The sequence below is a fragment of the Arthrobacter sp. Hb9-2 genome (assembly GCF_059091165.1).
The window spans coordinates 19136-40376 of the sequence record NZ_JBNHGJ010000038.1; the positions used below are offsets into that span (position 1 = coordinate 19136).

18 protein-coding genes are annotated in these 21241 nt (G+C 66.4%); 9 read left to right on the plus strand and 9 right to left on the minus strand.

The genetic code is table 11. The features are described 5' to 3' along the window. The first annotated feature begins 3 nt into the window (after positions 1 to 3). A complete protein-coding gene (locus AC5RV1_RS18050; RefSeq protein ID WP_493995499.1) occupies positions 4 to 1257 on the plus strand; it encodes an NAD(P)/FAD-dependent oxidoreductase in 1254 nt (417 codons plus the stop codon). Positions 1258 to 1368: 111 nt separating this feature from the next. On the opposite strand, the gene gabT is transcribed toward AC5RV1_RS18050, so the two are convergent. Both gabT and AC5RV1_RS18060 read right to left on the minus strand, forming a co-directional pair. Then, the gene (gene gabT / locus AC5RV1_RS18055) at positions 1369 to 2739 is read right to left on the minus strand and encodes a 4-aminobutyrate--2-oxoglutarate transaminase (protein ID WP_493995500.1); all 1371 of its coding nucleotides are present in this window, start codon (positions 2737 to 2739) and stop codon (positions 1369 to 1371) included. Between the two features lie 81 nt (positions 2740 to 2820). After that, a complete protein-coding gene (locus AC5RV1_RS18060) occupies positions 2821 to 4251 on the minus strand; it encodes a gamma-aminobutyraldehyde dehydrogenase (RefSeq protein ID WP_493946882.1) in 1431 nt (476 codons plus the stop codon). A gap of 156 nt (positions 4252 to 4407) precedes the next feature. Between AC5RV1_RS18060 and AC5RV1_RS18065 the strand changes: the two genes are divergently transcribed. Beyond that, positions 4408 to 5844: a PucR family transcriptional regulator gene (locus AC5RV1_RS18065; RefSeq protein ID WP_493995501.1), complete on the plus strand. Its 1437-nt coding sequence runs from the start codon at positions 4408 to 4410 to the stop codon at positions 5842 to 5844. 195 nt (positions 5845 to 6039) lie between these two features. Here AC5RV1_RS18065 and AC5RV1_RS18070 read toward each other — a convergent pair whose 3' ends face one another. After that, positions 6040 to 7611 (minus strand): CYTH and CHAD domain-containing protein, encoded by a 1572-nt coding sequence (locus AC5RV1_RS18070; RefSeq protein WP_493995502.1) that lies wholly within the window; start codon positions 7609 to 7611, stop codon positions 6040 to 6042. 218 nt (positions 7612 to 7829) lie between these two features. Between AC5RV1_RS18070 and AC5RV1_RS18075 the strand changes: the two genes are divergently transcribed. The 3 genes from AC5RV1_RS18075 (at position 7830) to AC5RV1_RS18085 (ending at position 11152) form a co-directional block, all read left to right on the plus strand. After that, the gene (locus tag AC5RV1_RS18075) at positions 7830 to 9128 is read left to right on the plus strand and encodes an MFS transporter (protein ID WP_493995511.1); all 1299 of its coding nucleotides are present in this window, start codon (positions 7830 to 7832) and stop codon (positions 9126 to 9128) included. A 6-nt stretch (positions 9129 to 9134) separates the two neighbouring features. Then, entirely contained in the window at positions 9135 to 9815 is a 681-nt protein-coding gene (locus tag AC5RV1_RS18080) for a FadR/GntR family transcriptional regulator (protein WP_493995503.1), read from the plus strand. 122 nt (positions 9816 to 9937) lie between these two features. Next, positions 9938 to 11152, plus strand: coding sequence for an AI-2E family transporter (locus tag AC5RV1_RS18085; RefSeq protein WP_493995504.1), 1215 nt, complete (start codon positions 9938 to 9940; stop codon positions 11150 to 11152). A gap of 87 nt (positions 11153 to 11239) precedes the next feature. On the opposite strand, the gene AC5RV1_RS18090 is transcribed toward AC5RV1_RS18085, so the two are convergent. Further along, the gene (locus AC5RV1_RS18090) at positions 11240 to 11776 is read right to left on the minus strand and encodes a hypothetical protein (RefSeq protein WP_493946888.1); all 537 of its coding nucleotides are present in this window, start codon (positions 11774 to 11776) and stop codon (positions 11240 to 11242) included. A 153-nt stretch (positions 11777 to 11929) separates the two neighbouring features. Here AC5RV1_RS18090 and AC5RV1_RS18095 point away from each other — a divergent pair, with 153 nt between their 5' ends. Genes AC5RV1_RS18095 through AC5RV1_RS18105 form a run of 3 tightly spaced genes read left to right on the plus strand, consistent with a single transcriptional unit; the run spans position 11930 to position 14427 of the window. Beyond that, entirely contained in the window at positions 11930 to 12220 is a 291-nt protein-coding gene (locus AC5RV1_RS18095) for a hypothetical protein (protein ID WP_493946889.1), read from the plus strand. 3 nt (positions 12221 to 12223) lie between these two features. After that, the gene (locus AC5RV1_RS18100; protein WP_493946890.1) at positions 12224 to 13051 is read left to right on the plus strand and encodes a DUF1206 domain-containing protein; all 828 of its coding nucleotides are present in this window, start codon (positions 12224 to 12226) and stop codon (positions 13049 to 13051) included. A gap of 29 nt (positions 13052 to 13080) precedes the next feature. Further along, the gene (locus AC5RV1_RS18105; protein WP_493995505.1) at positions 13081 to 14427 is read left to right on the plus strand and encodes an SRPBCC family protein; all 1347 of its coding nucleotides are present in this window, start codon (positions 13081 to 13083) and stop codon (positions 14425 to 14427) included. A 121-nt stretch (positions 14428 to 14548) separates the two neighbouring features. Here AC5RV1_RS18105 and AC5RV1_RS18110 read toward each other — a convergent pair whose 3' ends face one another. The 5 genes from AC5RV1_RS18110 to AC5RV1_RS18130 all read right to left on the minus strand — a co-directional run bounded on the left by AC5RV1_RS18110 (position 14549) and on the right by AC5RV1_RS18130 (position 20457). After that, positions 14549 to 16015 carry an FAD-dependent oxidoreductase gene (locus AC5RV1_RS18110; protein WP_493995506.1) on the minus strand — a complete coding sequence of 489 codons (1467 nt, stop codon included), beginning with the start codon at positions 16013 to 16015 and terminating at the stop codon, positions 14549 to 14551. Between the two features lie 100 nt (positions 16016 to 16115). Beyond that, positions 16116 to 17372, minus strand: a complete 1257-nt coding sequence (cobA, locus tag AC5RV1_RS18115; RefSeq protein WP_493995507.1) for a uroporphyrinogen-III C-methyltransferase — start codon at positions 17370 to 17372, stop codon at positions 16116 to 16118. Positions 17373 to 17626: 254 nt separating this feature from the next. Further along, positions 17627 to 18574: an ABC transporter permease gene (locus AC5RV1_RS18120; protein ID WP_493946894.1), complete on the minus strand. Its 948-nt coding sequence runs from the start codon at positions 18572 to 18574 to the stop codon at positions 17627 to 17629. Then, the gene (locus tag AC5RV1_RS18125) at positions 18564 to 19289 is read right to left on the minus strand and encodes an ABC transporter ATP-binding protein (protein ID WP_163161677.1); all 726 of its coding nucleotides are present in this window, start codon (positions 19287 to 19289) and stop codon (positions 18564 to 18566) included. Before AC5RV1_RS18125 ends, AC5RV1_RS18120 begins: the two co-directional genes overlap by 11 nt. Before the next feature lie 31 nt (positions 19290 to 19320). Continuing rightward, complete coding sequence (locus AC5RV1_RS18130; protein ID WP_493995512.1) at positions 19321 to 20457, minus strand: ABC transporter substrate-binding protein; 1137 nt, start codon at positions 20455 to 20457, stop codon at positions 19321 to 19323. 332 nt (positions 20458 to 20789) lie between these two features. Here AC5RV1_RS18130 and AC5RV1_RS18135 point away from each other — a divergent pair, with 332 nt between their 5' ends. Next, entirely contained in the window at positions 20790 to 21200 is a 411-nt protein-coding gene (locus AC5RV1_RS18135; RefSeq protein ID WP_493995513.1) for an Hpt domain-containing protein, read from the plus strand. The last annotated feature ends 41 nt before the right edge of the window (positions 21201 to 21241 follow it).

Consider the following 21241-nt stretch of genomic DNA (forward strand, 5'->3'; position numbering starts at 1 on the left):
CGGATGGAGGACTCATATCAGGTCATCGTGATCGGGGCCGGATTTGCCGGCATAGCGGCAGCGAAGGAACTTGGCCGCAAAGGCGTGCGCGTCCTGCTTATTGACTCGAACAACTACCACCAGTTCCAGCCCCTGCTGTACCAGGTGGCCACATCGCAGATCGGCGTCTCTGCCATTGCCCGGCCCATTCGGTCCGTTTTTAGGCGGCTTCGAAACGTGCGGGTCCTGACCGCGGACGTGGCCGCAATCGATGCCGTGAACCACACTGTCACCACCGCCGAGGGTGACACCTTCCAGGCCCAGGCCCTGGTGATTGCCGTCGGCGCCGTGCCCAACTTTTTCAATACCCCCGGCGCGGAAGAACATGCCTTCCCGTTGTATTCGGTCACGGACGCCACCCGCCTGGGAACCAGCGTGACGCGCCTGCTGGACCGGGCCGACAGGGAGCCCGGCTCCGCGGTGGACATGGTGGTGGTCGGTGGCGGTCCTACCGGCGTCGAGACCGCCGGAGCCCTGGCGGAGAACATCAAATTCGTGGTGAGCAAGTATTTTTCTCCGGACCTCGCGGCACGGTGCCGCGTGCACCTGGTGGACATGGTCCCGACGGTGTTGACCATGTTCTCGTCAAAGTCCCAGGAATATACCCGCCGGCGACTCACGAAGATCGGTGTCCACCTGCACATGGGTGTCAGCGTGACCGAAGTCCGGGCGGACGGCGTGACGCTGGCGGACGGGACCGACATCCCGGGTGACGTCGTTGTGTGGGCCGGGGGCCTGAAGGCCGGAAACCTGATCGCCGGCTCGGGGCTTCCGCAGGGCAAAGGTGGCCGGATCGACGTCAACCCGGATCTGACAGCTCCTGGGTCAGAAGGCGTCTACGTCGTTGGCGACGCAGCCAACATCACCGATTCGACCGGAGCGAAGCTGCCGCAGCTTGGCTCTGTGGCCCAGCAGGCGGGAAAGTGGGCTGCCCGCAACGTCTACGCGGACCTGCACGGCGGTACCCGGCAGCCTTTCCGCTACACGGACAAGGGATACATGGCCATGGTTGGCCGGGGCGCCGCCGTCGCTGAGCTCGGCCGGAAGCGCGTTCAGCTTCAGGGTTCACTGGCTTTTGTGTCCTGGCTCCTCGTGCACCTCGCCCTCCTGTCCGGATTCCAGCAGAAAGTCCGGGCCCTGTTTTCCTGGCTCAACGGGTACGTCCTGCACAGCCCGGCGCAGGTGGTCATCGGCGGACCGGACAACGACGCCAGATAACGGCGTGAGAGCAGATCGCTGGTTAAACCCTGAGGCCCCGGAACGGTTGTTCCGGGGCCTCAGGGTTTGTTTGCGCCGTTGCGAGGGGACGCTAACTCTGTGTGGCCGGCGTTACGCGTTGGCCTTGATGGCGGCGGACAGGACGTCCAGGCCGTCGTTCAGCAGTTCATCGGTGATGACCAGCGGCGGCAGGAGCCGGATCACGTTGCCGTAGGTGCCGCAGGTCAGGATGATGACGCCTTCCTTGAGGCACGCGGCCGCAACAGCCTTGGTCAGTTCGGGGTTCGGTTCCTTGGAGCCGGCCTGGACCAGTTCGATGGCCAGCATCGCGCCGCGGCCGCGGATATCACCGATCACGCCCGAGCCGGTACCGGCCAGCTCGGTCTGCAGCTCGCGGAGCCTCGTGGTGGCCAGGGACTCGATGTGGCGGGCACGGCCGGCAAGGTCGTACTCCTCCATGGTGCCAATGGAGGCCAGCGCCGCAGCGCACGCTACCGGGTTGCCGCCGTAGGTACCGCCCAGGCCGCCGGGGTGGACGGCGTCGAGCAGGTCCGCCCGGCCGGTGATGGCGGAGAGCGGCATGCCGCCGGCGATTCCCTTGGCCAGGGTCATGATGTCCGGGATGACGCCTTCGTGGTTGACGGCGAACCATTCGCCGGTGCGGCAGAATCCGGACTGGACTTCGTCGGCGATAAAGACGATGCCCTTCTCCTTGGCCCATTCGGCCAGTGCGGGGAGGAAACCCTCGGCCGGGACGATGAAGCCGCCCTCGCCCTGGATGGGCTCGATGATGATCGCGGCGACCTGGTCTCCGCCGATCTGCTTCTCGATCATGGTGATGGCGCGCTTGGCGGCCTCGGCACCGGTGATCTCCGGGTTTTCCTCACGGTACGGGTAGCTCATGGGCATGCGGTAGACCTCGGGTGCGAACGGCCCGAAGTTGGTCTTGTACGGCATGGCCTTGGCGGTTAGTGCCATGGTGAGGTTGGTGCGGCCGTGGTAGGCGTGGTCGAACGCCACGACGGCGTCGCGCCCGGTGGCCAGGCGGGCCACCTTGATGGCGTTCTCCACTGCCTCGGCACCGGAGTTGAACAGGACGGTGCGCTTTTCGTGGTCGCCCGGGGTGAGGCGGTTCAGCTGCTCGGCGACGGCCACGTAGCCTTCGTAGGGGGTAACCATAAAGCAGGTGTGCGTGAAGTGCTCCACGGCTTCCTTCACGGCGCCCACGACGGCGGGATCGGAGGCTCCAACGCTGGTCACGGCAATGCCTGAACCCAGGTCAATAAAGGAGTTGCCATCCACGTCGTGGATGACGCCGCCGTCGGCGTCTGCAACGTAAACGGGAACGCCAGACGCGACGCCCGCGGCGACCACGGCTTTGCGCCGCTCCGCCAAGGCCAGCGACTTGGGGCCCGGGAAGTCGGCCTGGACGCGCCGCTTCTGCTCCAGGCGGAAGGTGATGTCTGATGCGGTGGTGGTCATGATGATTCTTTCCTTGCTGGGTGGGGCCACGCCGGCGGAGTTCCTTGGCCGAAGCGGAGCGAGGTGAGGGGCCGGTGGGGATTAAGCGTCGAGCGCAGACATCACGTGCTTGATGCGCGTGTAGTCCTCGACGCCGTACATGGAGAGGTCCTTGCCATAGCCGGACTGTTTGAAGCCGCCGTGGGGCATCTCGGCGGTGAGCAGGATGTGGGTGTTAATCCAGACTGCACCGAAGTCCAGGTCGCGGCTCAGTCGCATGGCGGTGCCGTGGTTGGACGTCCATACGCTGGAGGCCAGGGCGTAGTCAACGTCGTTAGCCAGCTCCACGGCTTCCTGCTCCGTACTGAACTTCTGCACGGTAATGACAGGGCCGAACGTTTCCTGCTGGACGATGCTGTCCGACTGCTTCGCACCTGTGATGATGGTGGGCTCAAAGAAGAAGCCCTTCTCCCCCGCCCGGTGTCCGCCGGTTTCGATCCTGCAGTGAGCGGGCAGGCTTTCCACCACGGAGGTGACCTGGTTGAAGTGGTTCACGTTGTTCAGCGGGCCGAAGTAGTTGTCTTCGTCGTTCTGGGAACCCGTGCGGAGGGTCCTGGTGTGTTCCACCATGGCTGCCACCACGTCGTCGTGCACGGATTCCTCCACCAGCACGCGGGTGATGGCCGTGCAGTCCTGGCCGGCGTTGAAGAAAGCGAACTCGGCAATCGCTGCGGCGCTCTTTTTGATGTCGGCGTCCTTGAAGACGATGGCCGGAGCCTTGCCGCCCAGCTCCAGGTGGGCGCGCTTGAGGCCCTTGGCAGCACCGGAGGCGACGGCGATGCCGGCGCGGACGGAGCCGGTGATGGACACGAGTCCCGGGACCTTGTGATCCACCATCATGGCGCCGGTCTTGCCGGTCCCGAGCACTACGTTCAGGACGCCAGCCGGCAGGATGTCACCGGCGAGGCGGGCCAGGACCAGGGTCGACTCGGGGGTGGTGTCCGAGGGCTTGAGCACTACGGTGTTTCCCGCTGCGAGCGCAGGGCCGATCTTCCAGATGGCCATGAGGAACGGGTAGTTCCACGGGGCAACCTGGGCCACGACGCCGATGGGTTCCCGGCGGACGTAGGAGGTGTGGCCCTCGAAGTACTCACCGGCGGACTTGCCTTCAAGGATCCGCGCGGCTCCGGCGAAGAAGCGCAGCTGGTCAGCTCCGGCGGCAATTTCCTCCGAGGCGATCAGGGAACGCACCTGCCCGGTGTTGCGGTGCTGTGCCTCCACCAGTTCGTCGCTGTTGGCCTCGATGGCATCTGCGAGCTTGAGCAGCATCAGCTGCCGCTGGCCCGGCGTGACGTGCTTCCAGCTCTTAAAGGCCTCCTTGGCGGCTGCCATGGCCGCGTCAACGTCTTCCTGGACGGAGATGGGCGAGTGCGCCACAACGTCACCGTTGGTGGGATTGACGATGTCCAGCGTGCCGGTGCCGGCAGGCGTGACAAACGTCCCGTTGATGAAGTTCTGCAAGGTGTGGACCACGGTGTGCAACCTCTTTCCTGGGGGCCATCGGCGGCAAGGCGGATGGATTTGACTGCCTTGAGCCTATGCCAGCACTCCTGCGCCGTGAATAGCCACCTGCACACCCTTTCTGCTGCTTTTTAGTGCGGTTGACTAGCGGCCGTTTATCCTTGGTCCATGGCCATTTCCCTTGCTGCCCTCTTGGGTGTCAAATCCCTGAACCTGTCCAAGGCAGGGGTTGCCGAGACGACGTGGCACCAGGACATCAACTGGGTGGCGGTGACCGAGCTGGAGGATCCGCAGCGGTTCATCAACGGCGGTGAGCTCATCCTGACCACCGGCCTGCGGCTGAAGTCCGCGCCCGAGCAGCGGCGGTTCGTCCGGCAGGTGCAGCGGGCCGGTGCCGTCGGTATCGGTTTTGGTGTGGGCCTTTCCCACGAGGCAGTCCCGCCGGCGTTGCTCGCCGAGGCGAACCGCTGGGGCCTGCCCGTGGTGGAGGTCCCGTACGAGACGCCGTTCATCGCCATCGGCAAGCTGGTGGCGGATGCCCAGTCCGCTGACCACTACGCGAAGCTGGAGCGGCTGATCGCAGGACACCAGGTGCTGGCCCGTGCCCTGCTGACGGGCGGCGGCCTCGCCGAGCTGTTGAAGCACCTGGGCGGCATGCTCCGGGCGGACATTGTCCTCACGCAGTTCACGGCCCAGCTGTACAACAGCAGCAAGGACACGCCGCAGGCTGACACCTGGGCCTCCTACCCCATCCCCACCGGCCGGCGCGACGCCTGCACGCTCTGGGTCCGCAAGCCCTTCGAGGACACCGGCATCATCGGGTATGCCCAGAACCTGATCAGCGTTGAACTGAACAACATGGTCAAGCAGCGCCAGGCGGAGCGTGCCCTGTGCGGGCAGGTGCTGGAGGATGTGATTCACGGGGCGCTGGAAACCAGTGAGGCCCAGCGCAGGCTGGCCGGCGTCGGCATAAACAGCACCCGCAAGAACGTCGTGTTGCTGGCCGTCTCCGCAGCCCACCACAAGGCCCTGGTGAGCACCTCGGTGCCGCGGGAACTGGAGAAGGCGGTTGCCGCCGTCGTGGGCAAGGACCTGGTGCTGGTATTGAATGACGACGGCGGCGCGGCGCCGTCATTGGCGCGGAAGTTGAGCGACCACCTGGCCGAGGCGGGCATCCATGCGACCATCGGCATCGGCGGCGCGTACACCAAACCGAACGGCCTGCGCTGGAGCTACTTCGAGGCGCGTGACGCGGCGAGCCACGGGCTGCCCGTCAATGAGCCGGAGCGGCTGAGCCTGACGTCGCTGCTGCTGGCGAGCGAGGATGTGCCGCTGGCCGACATGGCGCACGAGTCCCTCAATCCACTCCGGATGTTCGATGCGGCCCATGGCGCGGAGCTGATGACCACGCTGGAAAGCTACCTCAATAACAACGGCTCCGTGGCCGCCGTCGCCGAGGAACTCACCCTGCACCGGAACACGGTCCGGTACCGGCTGGCGCAGATCACCGAACTGACCGGCTACGATCCCGCCGTCACCACCGACCGCGTCCAGCTGTGGTTGGCACTGGCGGTGGCCCGGCTGTCCGCACGCCAGGGCAAGTAGCCGCCCGTCTAGGGTGCGGGTGGAGGGGCCCACGCCTGGGCCCACGCTACCGAGGGGCCCCAATCGAGCTTGCGAGATTGGGGAGGTAGCGGGGAGGGTTCCCTAGCCGAGCTTGCGAGGCTAGGGTGCGGGTGGAGGGGCCCACGCCCGCAGGGTTCCCTAGCCGAGCTTGCGAGGCTAGGGTGCGGGTGGGGACTAGATGACGCGGGGCTTCAGCAGGCCGCGGGACTTCTTGCGGGCTTTGCGGTACTTGGCCTCGGCCGCGGTCATCAGTTCCGCCTGGCGGGCCCGCAGCGCGGCCAGGGCCTCGGCCGTGGTCTGGGGCAGCGCACGGCCCGCTTCGAGTGTCTGCAGCAGGTTCCGCGCAATCACGGCGTCATTGAAGTCGCCCAGGATCCTCTGCTGCCGGTGGGCAGCCTTGGCCACCTTCCGGGCGCGTTTGCCCCGCACCAGCCCCGCCGACTCGGCCACATGGCGTAGCCGTTTGGCGTCCTTGCGCACCTGGTGGAGTGCGTTTTCATGGGCCATCCCGCGCCGGGCGTGCCCTGCAGCCTTCTGCGAGCGGCGCAGCCGGCGGGCAGACTTTTCCACCGCTTTTGCGGCGACGGTCCGCCCAGGAGCCACGGCCTGTGACAGCACCGGCGGCTGGCGGCAGAAAAGCTCAAAATCGTCCAGCAGCCGAAAGTAGCGGTCCGACCGCAGCGCCTCTTGAAGCCGGCGGTATCCGGCGTCGTAGGCAGCACCGGCCTTGCGCTCCACCTGTTCCCGTGCTGCATCCGTGCCCTCGCCCGGCGGCAGCTCGTCAAGGTGGCCCCGCAGCCGGCCCAGCAGGACCTCGGCGTCGCGGGGTTCGCCCAGCAGGTGGCCCAGCCAACCAAATTCATCCCGAAGGCGGCGCACCGGGACGGCCCGGTAAAGCTTCCGGTAGGCGGCCAGCACCGAGCGGATCCGCCGGGTCGCGGACCTCATATCGTGGACGGCCTCGGGCTCTTCCAGCCGCACCGCGGCATCCCCGGCGAAGAGTTGGCCCAGCTGTTCCGCCAGATAGACGGTGACGACGGCGGCTGCGGGGGCCTTCTTTCCGGCCAGGAGCGCGAGGGGACTTTCCTTCTCCGGCTCTCCGCTCCCGCCGGCAGCGCTGCCGAGTGCCCGCGCGAGTTTGGATGCGTGGCCGGCGGGGCGTGCGCCCGCGGCTGCCAGGAGCTGCTCAGCGAGGCCAAACAGGTCGGGTCCGCCGTTGACGAGTTCCAGCTCCCACTCCCGCCAGCGCTGCGGCTGTTCGTCCGCTCTGCCGTGATGCAGGCGTGTAGCTTCCACGTGGTCGTCGGCCAGATCGGCCAGGTGGACACCGTCTTCCCCGTAGAGCGCATGGGTGGTCCGCCGCGTTTCGAGCCGGACCACCGGCGCTACGTCCGTTCCGCGGAGGTACGCCTGCACTCGGGCCAGCAGGCTGTCGGGTACGACGCCGGGCTGGCCCAGCGGTGCGTGCAGCTCCCGGCGCTGCTGGGGGTCTGTTCCGGAGCCGGTGCGGGTTTCCGGGGGCAGCTTCAGGTGCCAGCCGGCGTCCATCCCGCCGGTGCGGCGCCGAAGGGTGATGCGTCGGGATGCGAGCGTGTGCCGGGCGGTGTCGAAGTAGACGGCCTCCAGCACAGCGGTATGGGGCGTTCCCACGCGGGCAACGCCGGGCAGTTGTTCCAGCGCAGGCACTGTGGCGTCGTTGTCGACGTCGTATTTCTTCTCGATCTCGATCCCTTGCGAAGCCTCCACAGCCGTCCTTCCGCATTGGTTCTGCAGGCGGGTCCTACGGTGGTCCCGGCCCTCGGTGGAAGTCTATTGCCCGGGTAGGACGGGCCGGGAGAGCTTGGCCACAAAACTGGAGACATCAAACGTCTAACCTTTAGCCTTAAAAGATGCCCGCCACTTCCCCCGCTCCTACTGCCGCGCCTTCCGCCGTCTACACCGCGGCCTCGCCTGTGACCGCCGAGATGCCGTCGCCAGCGCGTGCTGCGTCCGCACCTCCCTCAGGTACCAAGCTCACCAAGCCGCGGTCCGCCGTCGTCTTCGGGGTTATTGCCCTGGTGCTGATCGGGCTTAATCTGCGGGCAGGCATCACCGGGGCATCGGCGCTGCTGCATGACCTGCAGACGGTGCTGGGCTACGGGCCGCTGGTGGCTGCGTTCATCCCGTCCATCCCCACCCTGTGCTTTGCCCTGGCGGGTGCAGGCACCTCCTGGCTGACGGGCAAGCTGGGTGTAGAGAAGGCGATCCTTTTGTCCCTGGCCATGCTGGCCGGCGGACTCCTGCTCCGGGGCATCCCTGCCACCGGAATGCTGGTGGCAGGCAGTGTGCTGGGGATGTCAGGGCTGGCGGTCTGCAACGTGGCCATGCCGTCCTTCATCCGCGAGCACTTTGCCTCCCGGACATCACTTATGACGGCCGTTTATACGGTGACCATGACCACCGGGGCAACTGTCGCCTCCGTCGCTGTGGTTCCACTGGCGCAGGCCCTCAGCTCGCCGTCAGCAGCCGTCGGCGCGATTGGCATCACGGCCGTGGCCGCATTCCTGGGCTTCCTTCCCGTAGCTCTGCATGCGCACCGGAACAGCATCCGTTCGACGGCTGGGCACGTGTCACCCTGGCCGCTGCTGCGGACCAGGAAGGGACAGCTGCTGACCGCCATTTTCACGCTGCAGTCGCTGCTGGCCTATGCGCTGCTGAGCTGGTTCCCGTACATGCTCACCACCATGGGGATGGACGCCTCCGGGAGCGGGCTGATGTTCGGACTGATGCAGTTGGTGTCCGTTCCCGCAGGTATGCTGCTCATCGCCATCGGCTCCCGCCCCAGGATGCTGCGCCCCGCGTTCTACCTGGTCAGCATCACCATGGCGGTGGGCCTGGCCCTGCTCCTGGTCCTGCCGGTGGGCCTGGCCATCGTTCCCGCCGTCCTGCTGGGCTTCGGCCTGGGCATCTTCCCGCTGGTGATGGTGATGATCAGCCGCAGCGGCGCGAGCACGGCCGAAACCACCGCGTTGTCCACGCTGGCCCAGTCCACTGGCTACCTGCTCGCGACCACCGGCCCGTTCGGGATGGGCCTCCTGCACAGCGCCACCGGCGGCTGGACCCTTCCCCTCGCCCTACTGCTGGCCCTGGCGCTGGTGCAGATTGTGGTGGCACACCTGATCACCGGGGGCGCGATGATCCGGAGCGTTTCCGGCACAGCCGCCGCCAGTCCTTCCGGCGCTGCCGGCAGCACCGCCGGCCGCGTGGCAGGGAAGAGGAAGTAGGCCGCCATGGCACTGAGCCCCTCACACCGCCCGCCGCTCGCGGACGAAGTCACCGCGAAGCTGCGGACCATGATCCAGTCCGGCGAGTGGCCCCTCCACCAGCGCATCCCGTCCGAAACCGGACTGATGGCTGACCTGGGCGTCTCGCGCGGCACCCTCCGCGAGGCCATCAAGGCGCTCGCCCACAGCGGCATGCTGGAAGTCCGCCGCGGCGACGGCACGTACGTCCGAGCAACCAGCGAGATCTCCGGTGCGGCCCGCCGCATGTACCAGGACCACACCGAGGCCCACATCCTGGAAGTCCGGCTCGGCCTGGACACCCAGGCAGCCCGGCTGGCGGCGCGGAACGCAACAGCAGACGACGTCGCGGCCCTGCGCGCCCTCCTCACCGACCGGACCGAAGCGTGGAACTCAGAGGACTACCAGGCCTGGGCCCGGGCGGACTGGGGCTTCCACGAGCGGGTGGCCCAGGCATCGGGCAATCCCCTGCTGCACGAGCTGTACGTCAGCTTCGGTGCCGTTGTCCATGAGGACCTGCTCAGGCAACTGCGCCGGCCGGGGTTCGACGGGCTCCAGCACGAGGGGCACGACGTCCTGCTGGCAGCCATTGAGCAGCGCAACGAGGACGCCGCCGTCGCCACCGTCAACGCAAACCTGAACTCCTGCGCGGAGTGGCTCGCGGCGTAGTTCGCTTTTTGCTTCGGGGTTTCACGCCTCCCAAATCGGTCAGTAGGCTTACTATCTGAGAAAGGTAGTATCCCTGCCGCGTATACGCTGCGCCAGGGCACCCGCCGAGATAAGGAGTCCCCATGGCGAGAGCAATACGCGTAAACGACCACGGGCCGGACAGCGACACCCCGCAGCCCGCACCTGCCAGCTCGGCCCTGCAGCAGCAGGCCCCGGCAACCGTCGCCAGGAAACAGGAACCCAAGCCGCCCGGCGCACTGTGGGCAGACGGGCTGGGCAGGGTGGGCATCCGCTCAGCACAGATCCTGCTGATCCTGACAGTAGCTGTGGTGTTGGTTTATGCCCTGATGCAGATCAAGCTCCTGGTGATACCGATATTGATCGCACTCATCCTGGCGGCGGCCATCGGCCCGTTCGTCAATATGCTTCGCCGTCGCGGGCTGCGCGGCGGGCTGGCAACCGGCATCGCTTTCATCGGGCTCCTGCTGGTGCTGGGTGGCGTCGGCACAGTCATTTACTACTCCGTCCGCAACCAGTGGGGGGAATTGGCGCAGCAGGCTGCTTCCGGGCTGGACGAGCTGGAGCGGTTCCTGCTCACCGGCCCCGTCCCCATCGAGCAGGAGCAACTGGACCAGGCCCGTGAGGGCATCATCCAGTTTGCCACCAGCAGCCAGGTCCGTTCCGGCGCCATCACCGGACTGTCCGTGGTAACCGAGTTCCTTGCCGGCGCAGGCCTGGTGATCATCATCCTGTTCTTCTTCCTGAAGGACGGCGCCAAGATCTGGAACTTCTTCCTCCGTCCCTTTAAGGGGGAACGCGAGGCAAAGCTGCGCCGCGTGGGCAAGCGTACCCTTGAGGTGCTTGGCGGCTACGTCCGCGGCACTGCGATCGTGGCACTGGTGGACACGGTAGCCATTGGGGCCGCACTGCTGATCCTGCAGGTTCCGCTGGCCCTCCCCCTGGCGCTCATCGTCTTTATCGGCGCCTTCGTCCCGCTGGTGGGTGCCACTGTTGCCGGTATCCTGGCCGCCCTGGTGGCACTGGTGGCCAACGGTCCCGTGGTGGCGTTGATCGTGGTGGGCGTAGTCATCGCCGTCAACCAGCTCGAAGGTGACCTCCTGCAGCCGATCGTTATGGGCAAGTCGCTGCAGCTCCATGCGCTTGTGATCCTCATGGCGTTGACCGCCGGAACCATCCTGGCCGGCATCGTAGGTGCTGTGCTTTCCGTGCCGCTGGCCGCCGTCGTCTGGGCCATCATCCAGGTGTGGACGGCGGAGGATCCGAACCTTGAGGACATGAACCCGGACCTTCCACCGGCCGGCACCAAACCCATCTAGGCCGCGGACTCCGGCTTGGAGACGCATAAAAAAGGCTGGCCCACCTGGAAAACCAGGTGCGCCAGCCTTTTTTACGTTCCGTCAGTGCTACTTTTGGAGCCCTGCAAAGACGTTCTTTGGACGCTGCATCTCACCATGCTTGGCACCGAGGATGACCACCAAGCCCGCGAACGCGGGGATCACCCACTGCAGCATCTTGAGCTGCTGCTGGGCAGCCTGGAGCTCGTCAGAGGCGCCCGGCCGCGGCTCGGTGGCACCTTCAGCGCCCTCCCCCGCCAGCTTTTCAACCTTCTTGCCCAGGATCCCGGAGTAGAGGGTCACCGCTGCGCCCACCACCGTCACCGCAGTCTTGATCACGGTGTCCCTGGCCACGCCGTCCTGCTTGGCGATGCGCTCCTTGTTCTCCCAGGCGATGGCGAGGTCCGCCACCAGGTGCGAGGCAAAGGCTGCCGTCTGGAACGGTGCCCATTTCATCCACCCTGCGCTGGAGAGCCGCGTGCGCTCGGACGGGTCCTTAGCCGCCGCCGCTGCACCGTTCAGGCCAATGGCACCCATCAAAGATCCACCGAACCACGCTGCTGCCGTCAGATCGTGAACTGACCGGGCAATGAGATTTCCTGCCATGATGTGCATTCCTAACGTTGAACTGGTTGAGATGCCGCGCCTGCGGACTTCACTTGCCGTGTCCCATCAAGGTCATGGTCCGTCTATGGTAAGCACACTTACTAATGTTACGAAAGACCGTCTTGCTCGGACGGACCGCGTAATATCGTCGCCATGGGAACTACAGGCAGTTTGTTCGGCTGGGCCTTCGGAGACCCCGCCCGTGAAAATGAGGACGGCTACGTGAAAGGGCTTCAGCGCGAAGCATTCGGGAACGCCCGGGATACCGCGAAAGCCAAAGGAGTGGCCGTTGTGGCAGGCTCGGAGGTTTTCACGGTGTTGAGCGCGGATGACACCCTCGTGGAGCTGGACAACGCCCCCGGAAAGCTCGTGGTCCGCTGCACAGTTCATGTCGAAGGACCAGGCGCTGAGAAGATCCGTGCCGAAGGACCCATGAACGGCTGACCGATGTCGGACAGCGATTCCACCATCAGCCAGGCCGCGGACGCCGTCGAGGAGGCCTCCAACCATCCCGCCCTGGACGTCCTTGCCCGGACGGGGTTCGCCGTGATGGCCCTGCTGCACGTCATTATCGGTGCGATTGCCATCGCCGTGGCCTTCGGCCAGCCCGGCGAAGCGGAACCTACGGGCGCCATAGAGCAACTGGCCGCCAACCCCTGGGGTCCGGCAGTGATGTGGGCCTGTGTCGCGGCGTGCGTCGGTTTGGGGCTGTGGCAGGCGAGCGAAGCTACCTTGCGCGCCCGCCGCCTGCCCCGCAAGGAACGGCTGTCCAAGCTGATCTCATCGGGCTTCCTGGCCGTCGCCTACACCAGCGTGGGGTTGAGCTTCGGCGGTTTTGCCGTGGGACTGCGTGGGGATTCGAGTGAACGCACGAAGGACTTCAGCGCCTCGCTGATGGCAACACCGCTGGGGCTGTGGGCGTTGGTGGCGCTGGGCCTGACCATCATCGGAATCGGCATCTACTTTGTCTTCAAGGGCGTGCGGCGCGGGTTCAAGGAAGAGCTCTTCCACTTTGACGGCACCCGTCGCGGGCGGCTCATCGACACACTCGGCGTCACAGGCCACATCTCCAAAGGCGCCGCTCTGGGCCTCACCGGCCTGCTCTTTGTGATCGCCGCCGCCAAGCACAGTCCGGAGGAGTCCACCGGACTGGACGGCGGCCTCAAAGCCCTCCGCGACCACCCGTTCGGTCCCTATGTTCTGGTCGCCATTGGGGCAGGATTCATTGCTTACGGGATATTCGCCCTGATCCGGTCCCGGTTCGGACGCATGTAGTTTCCCCCGGATGTGGGTAGGAAGGAAGCATGACGCACCATGTGTTGAGTGACCAGACAGCCGACGGCGGCGGGCCGCGGGACGTTGCCCCTGCCGTCACGGCCACGGCGGGCCGGGCTTTTGCCGCCCTGTTCCGGCTCCTCAAGGTGGCACGGCCTGACCGTCCGATCCATCCCACGGGAATTGGGCTGGCCGGACAACTGACCAGGACCGGGACACCCGGCGAGCCGAGCGGCCTGGACTGGCTCGACGCTCCCGGCGTTGACGCTGTTGTGGCCCGGTTTTCACGTTCGGCAGGCTTGCCGGAGAGGCTGCCTGACGTCCTGGGGCTGGCGCTCCGGGTGACGCCCTCCCGCAACAGCGCTCGAGGTATATTGCTCGACGACGGCGTGGACAGGGGTTCTGCTGATGGCAGCCCGGGCGGCGGCGGTTTTGCTGACGGCACCCCGGACGGTGCAACAGCGGGCGGCGGCGCTGCCGACGTCCTCTTCGCCTCCACCGGCTGGCAGCTTCCCGGCAGGTTCCTGCTCCAGCCCAGGCTCGACGTCTCCTCGACCACCTTCACCACGCTGATGCCCTACCGAGGCCGGAAGGGACCCGTGGTACTGGGGCTCCGGACCATCAGCCTGCCGGCGGGGTCGGTCACGGGCGGCGAATGGGTGCTCGGGCTGTATTGGGCCAAGCCTGCGGGGCCGTGGCGGCAGTGCGGCGAACTGCGGCTGCGCGCCTCCCCTGAGCCGGCCGACACTCCCCTGCGCTTCAATCCGCTCGAGAACCAGCCGCCCGGCACACAGGCCTACGACTGGACCCGCCGCCTGCGGGAGCGCTCCTACCAGGCGGCGCAGCAACCCCCGCCGCCCGCGGTCGCGCATTCTGCCGCCCCTCCCCCTCGGGAGGGGATCCACACCAGCCCAGCTACCCCAGGAAGGAACACCATGTCCACCGTGTCCCAGCTGTTCAATACCCCTGCCGCCGACGTCTGGCGGGTCATTGCCGACGGCTGGCTGTACTCCGGCTGGGTTGTGGGCGCGTCCCGGATCCGCGCCGTGGACGACACCTGGCCCCAGGCGGGATCGCGCCTGCATCACTCCGTGGGAGCCTGGCCGCTGGTCATCAACGACAGTACCCGGGTGACCGCCGTCGAACCCGGCAAGTCCCTGGAACTGGTGGCGCGCGGCTGGCCCATGGGCGAAGCCAAGGTGGCCATCACGCTGCAGGACCAGGGGGCGCAGTGCCTGGTCACCATTGCGGAAGACGCCATCCGCGGTCCGGGCAGTAAGGTGCCCAAAATCATGCGGGACCCCATGATCACAGTGCGGAACCGCGAGACGCTCAAGCGCCTGGAGCTGATGGCGGCCGGCGGGGCCGGGAAGTAGCGCAAGCTGGTTGAAACAACGCGAGGTCACCTCGCGCCCATAACCCCCTCAAGGGATGGGCGCTAAGTGACCTCGCCACCCGCAGACCCTGCCGGTGCCGGCGGGCGTTGCTTGCGATGTCTTAGACCTGCGCGGCGACGCCGTCGCGGGAAATGGCCACCATGTCCTCGCGCGGCACCACCTTGATGCGCTCACGCTTGACCTCAACGCCGTGCGAACCGCCGGCCTCGGTGGCAGCAGCGCCGAGGGAGAGCTCGTGGGTGTCCAGTGCCAGCCAGCCTTCCCAGCTGGTGAACTTCACGCCGCGGCCGTCAAGGAGGTCGACGACGGCGTCCGCCTCGGGAACGGCGGCAACCGGCAGGTTTTCACGGTCTTCGAGCAGGTAGGTGACGGTCTCGAGGGCGTCGCCTTTGGTGTGGCCGATCAGGCCGACCGGGCCGCGCTTGATCCAGCCCGTGGCGTAAATGCCCGGCACGTGGGTGCCGGCGGCGTCCAGGACGCGTCCGCCGTCGTTCGGAATGACGCCCTTCTTGTGGTCGAACTCGATCTCCGGCAGGGCGGAGCCGAAGTAGCCGATGGCGCGGTAGACGGCCTGGACCGGGTAGTCCACGAACTCACCGGTGCCGCGGGCGTTGCCCGTGCCGTCCAGCTCGGTGCGCTCGAACTTGATGCCGGCCACCTTGCCCGGCGTCTCGGCGTCGTCATAGATCTCCACCGGGCTGTGCAGGAAGTGCAGGTGCAGTCGGCGGGAAGCCTTGAGCTCGGAGAGGTCCTCAGGCTGCTCGGCGATCCAGTTGGTGAGCGTGCCAACCATGGTCTTGGTCTGGTTGTTGGTCTGGATCTGGCGGTCGGATTCCTCGTCGAACTCGAAGTCCTCCGGGTAAAGGATGATGTCCACGTCCTTGGAGTGGGACAGCTCGCGCAGTTCCAGTGGGGTGAACTTGACCTGTGCCGGGCCGCGGCGGCCGAAGACGTGCACATCGGTGACGGGCGAGGCTTTCAGGCCGGCGTAGACATTGTCCGGGATTTCGGAGACGAGCAGGTCGTCGGCGTGCTTGGACAGGACGCGGGCCACGTCCAGGGCCACGTTGCCGTTGCCGATCACGGCGATTTCCTTGGCCTCCAGCGGCCATTCGCGGGGGACGTCGGGGTGGCCGTCGTACCAGGAGACGAAGTCGGCGCCGCCGTAGGAGCCGTCCAGTTCGATGCCGGGGATGTTCAGGTCCGCGTCCTTGATGGCGCCGGTGGCGAAGATAACGGCGTCGTAGTGGGTGCGGAGGTCCTCGATGGTGAGGTCGGTGCCGTAGTCAACGTTGCCGAAGAAGCGGATGTCGCCGCGGTCCAGGACCTTGTGCAGGGCGTTGACGATGCCCTTGATGCGGGGGTGGTCCGGGGCCACGCCGTAGCGGATCAGTCCGTAGGGTGCCGGGTAGCGGTCAAAGAGGTCGATGCTCACGGTCAGCTCGCCGCTCTTGACGGCTTCGCTCTTGGTGAGGATGTCCGCGGCGTAGACGCCTGCCGGGCCGGAGCCCACGACGGCGACGCGCAGCGGGCGTTCGGCAGAACCTACGGTGGTGCTTGATGACACGGCTGTGTTCCTTTTCTTCGGTCCGTCCCAACTAAGTAGCACTACTTGTCGTTTTCACAGCTCATAACGACACTTGGCGCTACCCAGTTGGGTTGGTGGGCTAGGTAGTGAGGACGCGGGGCTTGTTCGGGGTGATGGTGCTGTAGTCAGCGGTTTTGAAGTGCGACGGGGCAAACGGGCTCACGCGCACCACGTCGCCGATGACAATGACTGCCGGGTTTGCGACGCCGGTGGCTTCCGCCTGGTCCGCAATGGTACCGAGCGTGCCGATGGTAACGCGCTGGTTCGGCAAATAGCCGTTTTCCACAATACCAACCGGGGTGTCAGCGGGCAGACCGGCTTTGCCCAGAGCGGACGCCGATTCGCGCAGCTGGCCTACGCCCATGAGCAGCACGACGGTGTGGTCCGGGCGGGCCGGAACTTCGGACAGTTCCTCGTGGCCAGTCACTACGCTGAAGCCTTTGGCCAGGCCGCGGTGCGTGACGGGGATGCCGGCGGCGGCGGGAACGGAGATTGCGGACGTGACGCCGGACACCACTTCGACCTCGACGCCGTGCTGCCGGCAGTACTCGGCTTCTTCCCCGCCGCGGCCCAGGACGTACGGGTCGCCGCCCTTGAGCCGGACCACGCGGTGGCCTTTCAGGGCTTCCTCGACGAGGATCCGGTTGATCTCTGACTGCGGCACGGGGTGGTGGCCGGGGGTCTTGCCCACCTCGATCACGCGGACATCGGGGGCCAGCTCGTTCAGGAGTTCGCGGGGGCCCAGGCGGTCTGCCACCACGACGTCGGCTTGGCCAAGGAGGCGGCGGCCGCGGACGGTGATGAGGCCGGTGTCCCCGGGACCACCGCCTACAAGGGCAACGCTTCCGGCGGAAGCCCGGCGGCGTCGCAGCGGCAGGTCTCCGGTCTCGAGCGCGGTGGCTACGGCGTCGCGGACGGCCATGGCGCGGCGCGGGTCTCCCCCGGCGTTCACGGCGATTTTGATGTCGTCCACCACGGCGACGGCGGGGGTCCAGGCGGCGGAGGCTTCATGGTCGGAGGCGTTGACGCACCAGATGCGCTGCGCCTCGGCGTCGGCAGAAACCTGGGCGTCCACAGCGGAATCGCCGGTGGCCGTCTGGACGAACCACACGCCGTCGACGTCGGCTGGAACGTAGGTGCGCGGCTCCCAGGCGAGGAGGCCAGCGTCGGCGAGCTCCCGGAGCGCGGCGGAGGCAACCGGCGCCACGACGGTGACCTGTGCACCGGCGTCGAGCAGGCCCTTGGCGCGGCGCGCGGCCACGGGGCCACCGCCCACCACCAGCACCGGGCGGCCGAGCAACCGCAGCGCTGTGGGGTAGATATCCTGAATTGCCATGAATCAACGGTAGGGCCGCGTCACAATCGCCAACAAAGGCCGAGCAACACCAGTTCACGCAAGGTAATGCTGCGTCACATACCGGTCCGCCGTCGCCGTGGGGGACATTGGCGGGTGTTGGAGCCGGAACAGGCGCATTCAGCGGCGTGTCCGCGCCAACTTGCCCCGGTTAGTACTGGCAGGAACGGAAACACAGCAAAGCCCGACGGCGGGAATTGCCGTCGGGCTCTGCTTGGGGTTTTGTGCGGTGCCGGTTAGCGGGTGCTGCCGGAGAGCAGGCCGCGGCTGCGCAGGAGGCGCTTCTCAATCGGGCCGAACACCAGCAGTTCGATCAGGATGCCGACTGCGAGGATCAGCAGGATTGCCGACATCACCACTGTCATGTCGGACAGGATGCGGCCCTGGTCGAGGAGGGAGCCCAGGCCGAACCCGATGGTTCCGCCCACGGCGATAATTTCCGCGGCCATGAGTGAGCGCCAGGAGAAAGCCCAGCCCTGCTTGAGCCCGCCCAGGTATCCAGGCAGGGCGGCGGGAAGGATGATCTGCAGCGCCATCTCCAGCCGGGAGGCACCCAGGACCGTTCCCACGCGCCGGTACTGCGGCGGGATCTGGTCCACCCCGGAAATGAGTCCGTTGATGATGGACGGAATGGCGCCCATAAAGATGACGAAGTACACCGTGGCGTCGGTGAGGCCGAACCAGATGATGGCGGCAGGCACCCAGGCCACCGAAGGCAACACCTGAAGGCCGGAAATCAGAGGACCGAAAGCACGGCGCAACGGAGCCACCTGGGCCAGCAACAGGCCAACGGGAGTAGCGATGGCCACACTGATCACGAAGCCAACCACCCCCCGCTGCATGGAGGTCAAGACGGCTTCCTGAAGTTTGCCCTCGTTCCAGAGGACGCCCATCTGGGTCACCACGTCCATGGGGCCGGGCACCAGGTCGCGGCGCTTCACGCCGAGCGAGACGTAGAACTGCCAAATGAGCACCAGGACCACCAGGGCCGCGATGGGCAGGAGCACACGGCTCCAGTCGATCCGGTGCTTGCGGTCGGCGTCGGACTGAAGCGAGTCAAGGCCGGATTCCAGTTCCCGCAAGTCCTCCCTGCCCGTAGAACTTCTTGTTAAAGCGGCATGGACGTGCCGGGTTTCCGTGGGTTCGGCAGGTGCTTCCGCAACTGGGATCTGATTACTTGGCATGGCGGCGAATCTCCTCACGCAGCCGGGCTGTGATGACCCCGGTCAGCTGGCCGGCAAGCCCGGCGTCGGTCCGGTGTTCCTCAGTGACTGCCCATTCCTGGACAACGCGGCCGGGACGCGAGGACAGCAACAGCACACGCTGGCCCAGCCGCACGGCCTCGCGGACGTTGTGGGTTACGAAGACGATGGTGCGCCCGGTTTCCTTCCAGATGCGCTCGAGCTCGTCGTGCAGCAGGTCGCGGGTAATGGCGTCCAAGGCAGCGAACGGCTCGTCCATGAGGAGCAGCTGCCGGTCCTGCGCCAGCGACCGGGCCAGGGACACACGCTGGCGCATGCCGCCGGACAGCTCGTGCGGGCGCTTGTCCCCCGCGGTGCCAAGGTGCACCAGTTCGAGGAGCTCTTGTGCCTTGGCCTTGCGCTCGGCCTTGCCCACTCCACGGAGCTTCAGGGCCAGCTCAATGTTCTCCCGGGCTGTAAGCCAGGGAAACAGTGCGGCGTCCTGGAACATAAAGGCGGCACCGTCGCTGGGCACTTCGAGGGCGCCCGACGTCGGCGCCTCCAGTCCCGCCATGATGTTTAGCAGGGTGGATTTGCCGCAGCCGGAGGCACCGAGGAGGGCAACGAACTCGCCCTTGCCGATGTTGGCGTTGACGTCGTCCAGTACCGGGGCGCCGTCGCCGAAGCGCTTGCCCAGATGTTCCAGTACGACTGGCATGGTGCCGTCCTTAGGTAGTGATGGAAGGGGATCAGTCCCGGCCGAGGCCGGCAGCCGGGATCCGTTGCGTGCCGCTGCCGGCGATGACGTCGTTGAGCGGGCGAAGATCGAAGAGGCCGTTGATGTCGGCCTGTTTGGTGGTGCCGGCCTTCACCCCGTCCTGCAGCAGCCGGGGGTAGCTTCCGGCCAGCGGGTCGAGGGTGAAGGTGATGTTGGCCAGGGACCGTGCGAGGACGTCGTCGGCCAATGCTGCGCCCGCTGACTCCTGAAGGGCCGAGTTGATGACGGAGGCCTTCTGCGCGGCCGGTGCTTCGTTCAGCCAGGCGACAGACTTTGCGTGGCCCGCCAGCAGCGCCTTCACCGTGTCCGGATGGTCGGCAGCGAACTTCTGGTTCACGATCAGGACCGTCGTGGGGAACTCGCCCGGCTTGCCGGTGCTGCTGCCATCCCACAGGTCCTTTTCGTCCACCAGTACCTTCGCGCCGGCCTGGAGCACGAGCCTGGACGCCCAAGGCTCAGGCAACCACGCGCCGTCGAGCTTTCCGTCCTGGAACAGCTTGAGCGTTTGCGCGTTCTCGGTGGGGTTGATGGCGACGTCGCCGCTGCCGTCGACGTTGGTTTTGTAGCCCTGGTCCGCAAGCCAGGCGCGGAGTGCCACATCCTGCGTACCGCCGAGCTGCGGCGACGCGAGGGTCTTGCCCCTGAGGTCCGCCGCGGATGTGATCCCCGGCTTGACCACCAGCTGGGCACCTCCTGCAGCAGCCCCGGCCACGATCCTGACGGACTCGCCCTGGCTCTTCACAAAGGAGTTGATGGCCGGGTTGGGGCCGATGTAGGCAGCATCGATAGCGCCCGCATTCAGCGCCTCGATGGCCGCCGGCCCGGCATTGAAAGTTTCAGTGCTGAGGGCGGTATTGCCAAGGGCTTCAGCCAGGAAGCCTTCCTTGATGCCCACCAGTGCGGGCGCGTGCGTGACGTTGCCAAAATATCCCAGCTTTAAGTCCGCCGCGGGCGTGGGTTCAACAGCCTGCGCCTCAGTGTTACGCGAAATGGTGGATGCCACCACTGCCCCCACCACGATCAGCAGGACCAGCCCAACAGCCAGGGCAGCCTCAATGGCACGCCTGCGCTTGGGGACCGCGCTTTCGCCTGCCACGATGCGGGTCATCCCGGGCTTGGAACTAGTCATTGTTTCACCATAGGGAGTGGCCGAAAGCCGTTCAATGAAGCGGAAACGGGGGGTCACGCGGGTTCATTTAGCGTCATATTTCGACGACGGCGTCGCACCACTTGTGAGCTGGGAATTCCCCATGCCAAGAGATTCGAGTACTCACTACTCGTGCTTCGCCATCCCCCGCCACGTAGCGTCCATCTAAAGTCCTGCTGGGAGGCACATAGGTGTTTTGACTTTCAGGGGCACGTCATGGGTATCGAGCGATGCAGGCGACGGTTGTGTCACTGGGCCCTGCCCGGCGGGTGGGCTTGCCGCGGGGGGCAACAGTGACGCAGGGCGACGGCTACGCGCCCCTCCTTGATCCAGCCGTGCTGGAAAGGCTTCGCGAAGAGCTGGAAGGCGATGAGGGAGTCTGGAGGGTTTTCGTGCAGAACTTCATCGGGTACCTGCCCGACCGGATTGAACGGCTGCGGCAAACCCTGACAACCGGGGACGTCCGAGGGGCAATGGATGCGGTGTTAAGCCTCAAGTCGTCCAGCCAGATGGTGGGCGCTGAACGCCTTGCCGAGATGGCCATCGACCTGGAGCGGGCCCTTCGCAACGAGATCCGTGGCACTGACCCTGCCGTTGCACTGCCCCATCTGGCCGCGGAGCACCTCCGACGGATCAAACAGTGTGGCCGCCAAACGACGTACCTGCTGCAGGCAACGCTTAAACAGAAACCGGACCTGGGCTGACGTAAGTTCTCCGGTTTTCCAACAGGACCGGCCGGTCCATC

Coding starts and splice junctions, on each gene's coding strand:
- AC5RV1_RS18050 (WP_493995499.1), top strand. CDS start 4: ATGGAGGACTCATATCAGGTCATCGTGATCGGGGCCGGATTTGCCGGC.
- gabT (WP_493995500.1), bottom strand. CDS start 2,739: ATGACCACCACCGCATCAGACATCACCTTCCGCCTGGAGCAGAAGCGG.
- AC5RV1_RS18065 (WP_493995501.1), top strand. CDS start 4,408: ATGGCCATTTCCCTTGCTGCCCTCTTGGGTGTCAAATCCCTGAACCTG.
- AC5RV1_RS18075 (WP_493995511.1), top strand. CDS start 7,830: ATGCCGTCGCCAGCGCGTGCTGCGTCCGCACCTCCCTCAGGTACCAAG.
- AC5RV1_RS18080 (WP_493995503.1), top strand. CDS start 9,135: ATGGCACTGAGCCCCTCACACCGCCCGCCGCTCGCGGACGAAGTCACC.
- AC5RV1_RS18085 (WP_493995504.1), top strand. CDS start 9,938: ATGGCGAGAGCAATACGCGTAAACGACCACGGGCCGGACAGCGACACC.
- AC5RV1_RS18090 (WP_493946888.1), bottom strand. CDS start 11,776: ATGGCAGGAAATCTCATTGCCCGGTCAGTTCACGATCTGACGGCAGCA.
- AC5RV1_RS18095 (WP_493946889.1), top strand. CDS start 11,930: ATGGGAACTACAGGCAGTTTGTTCGGCTGGGCCTTCGGAGACCCCGCC.
- AC5RV1_RS18100 (WP_493946890.1), top strand. CDS start 12,224: ATGTCGGACAGCGATTCCACCATCAGCCAGGCCGCGGACGCCGTCGAG.
- AC5RV1_RS18105 (WP_493995505.1), top strand. CDS start 13,081: ATGACGCACCATGTGTTGAGTGACCAGACAGCCGACGGCGGCGGGCCG.
- cobA (WP_493995507.1), bottom strand. CDS start 17,372: ATGGCAATTCAGGATATCTACCCCACAGCGCTGCGGTTGCTCGGCCGC.
- AC5RV1_RS18120 (WP_493946894.1), bottom strand. CDS start 18,574: ATGCCAAGTAATCAGATCCCAGTTGCGGAAGCACCTGCCGAACCCACG.
- AC5RV1_RS18125 (WP_163161677.1), bottom strand. CDS start 19,289: ATGCCAGTCGTACTGGAACATCTGGGCAAGCGCTTCGGCGACGGCGCC.
- AC5RV1_RS18130 (WP_493995512.1), bottom strand. CDS start 20,457: ATGACCCGCATCGTGGCAGGCGAAAGCGCGGTCCCCAAGCGCAGGCGT.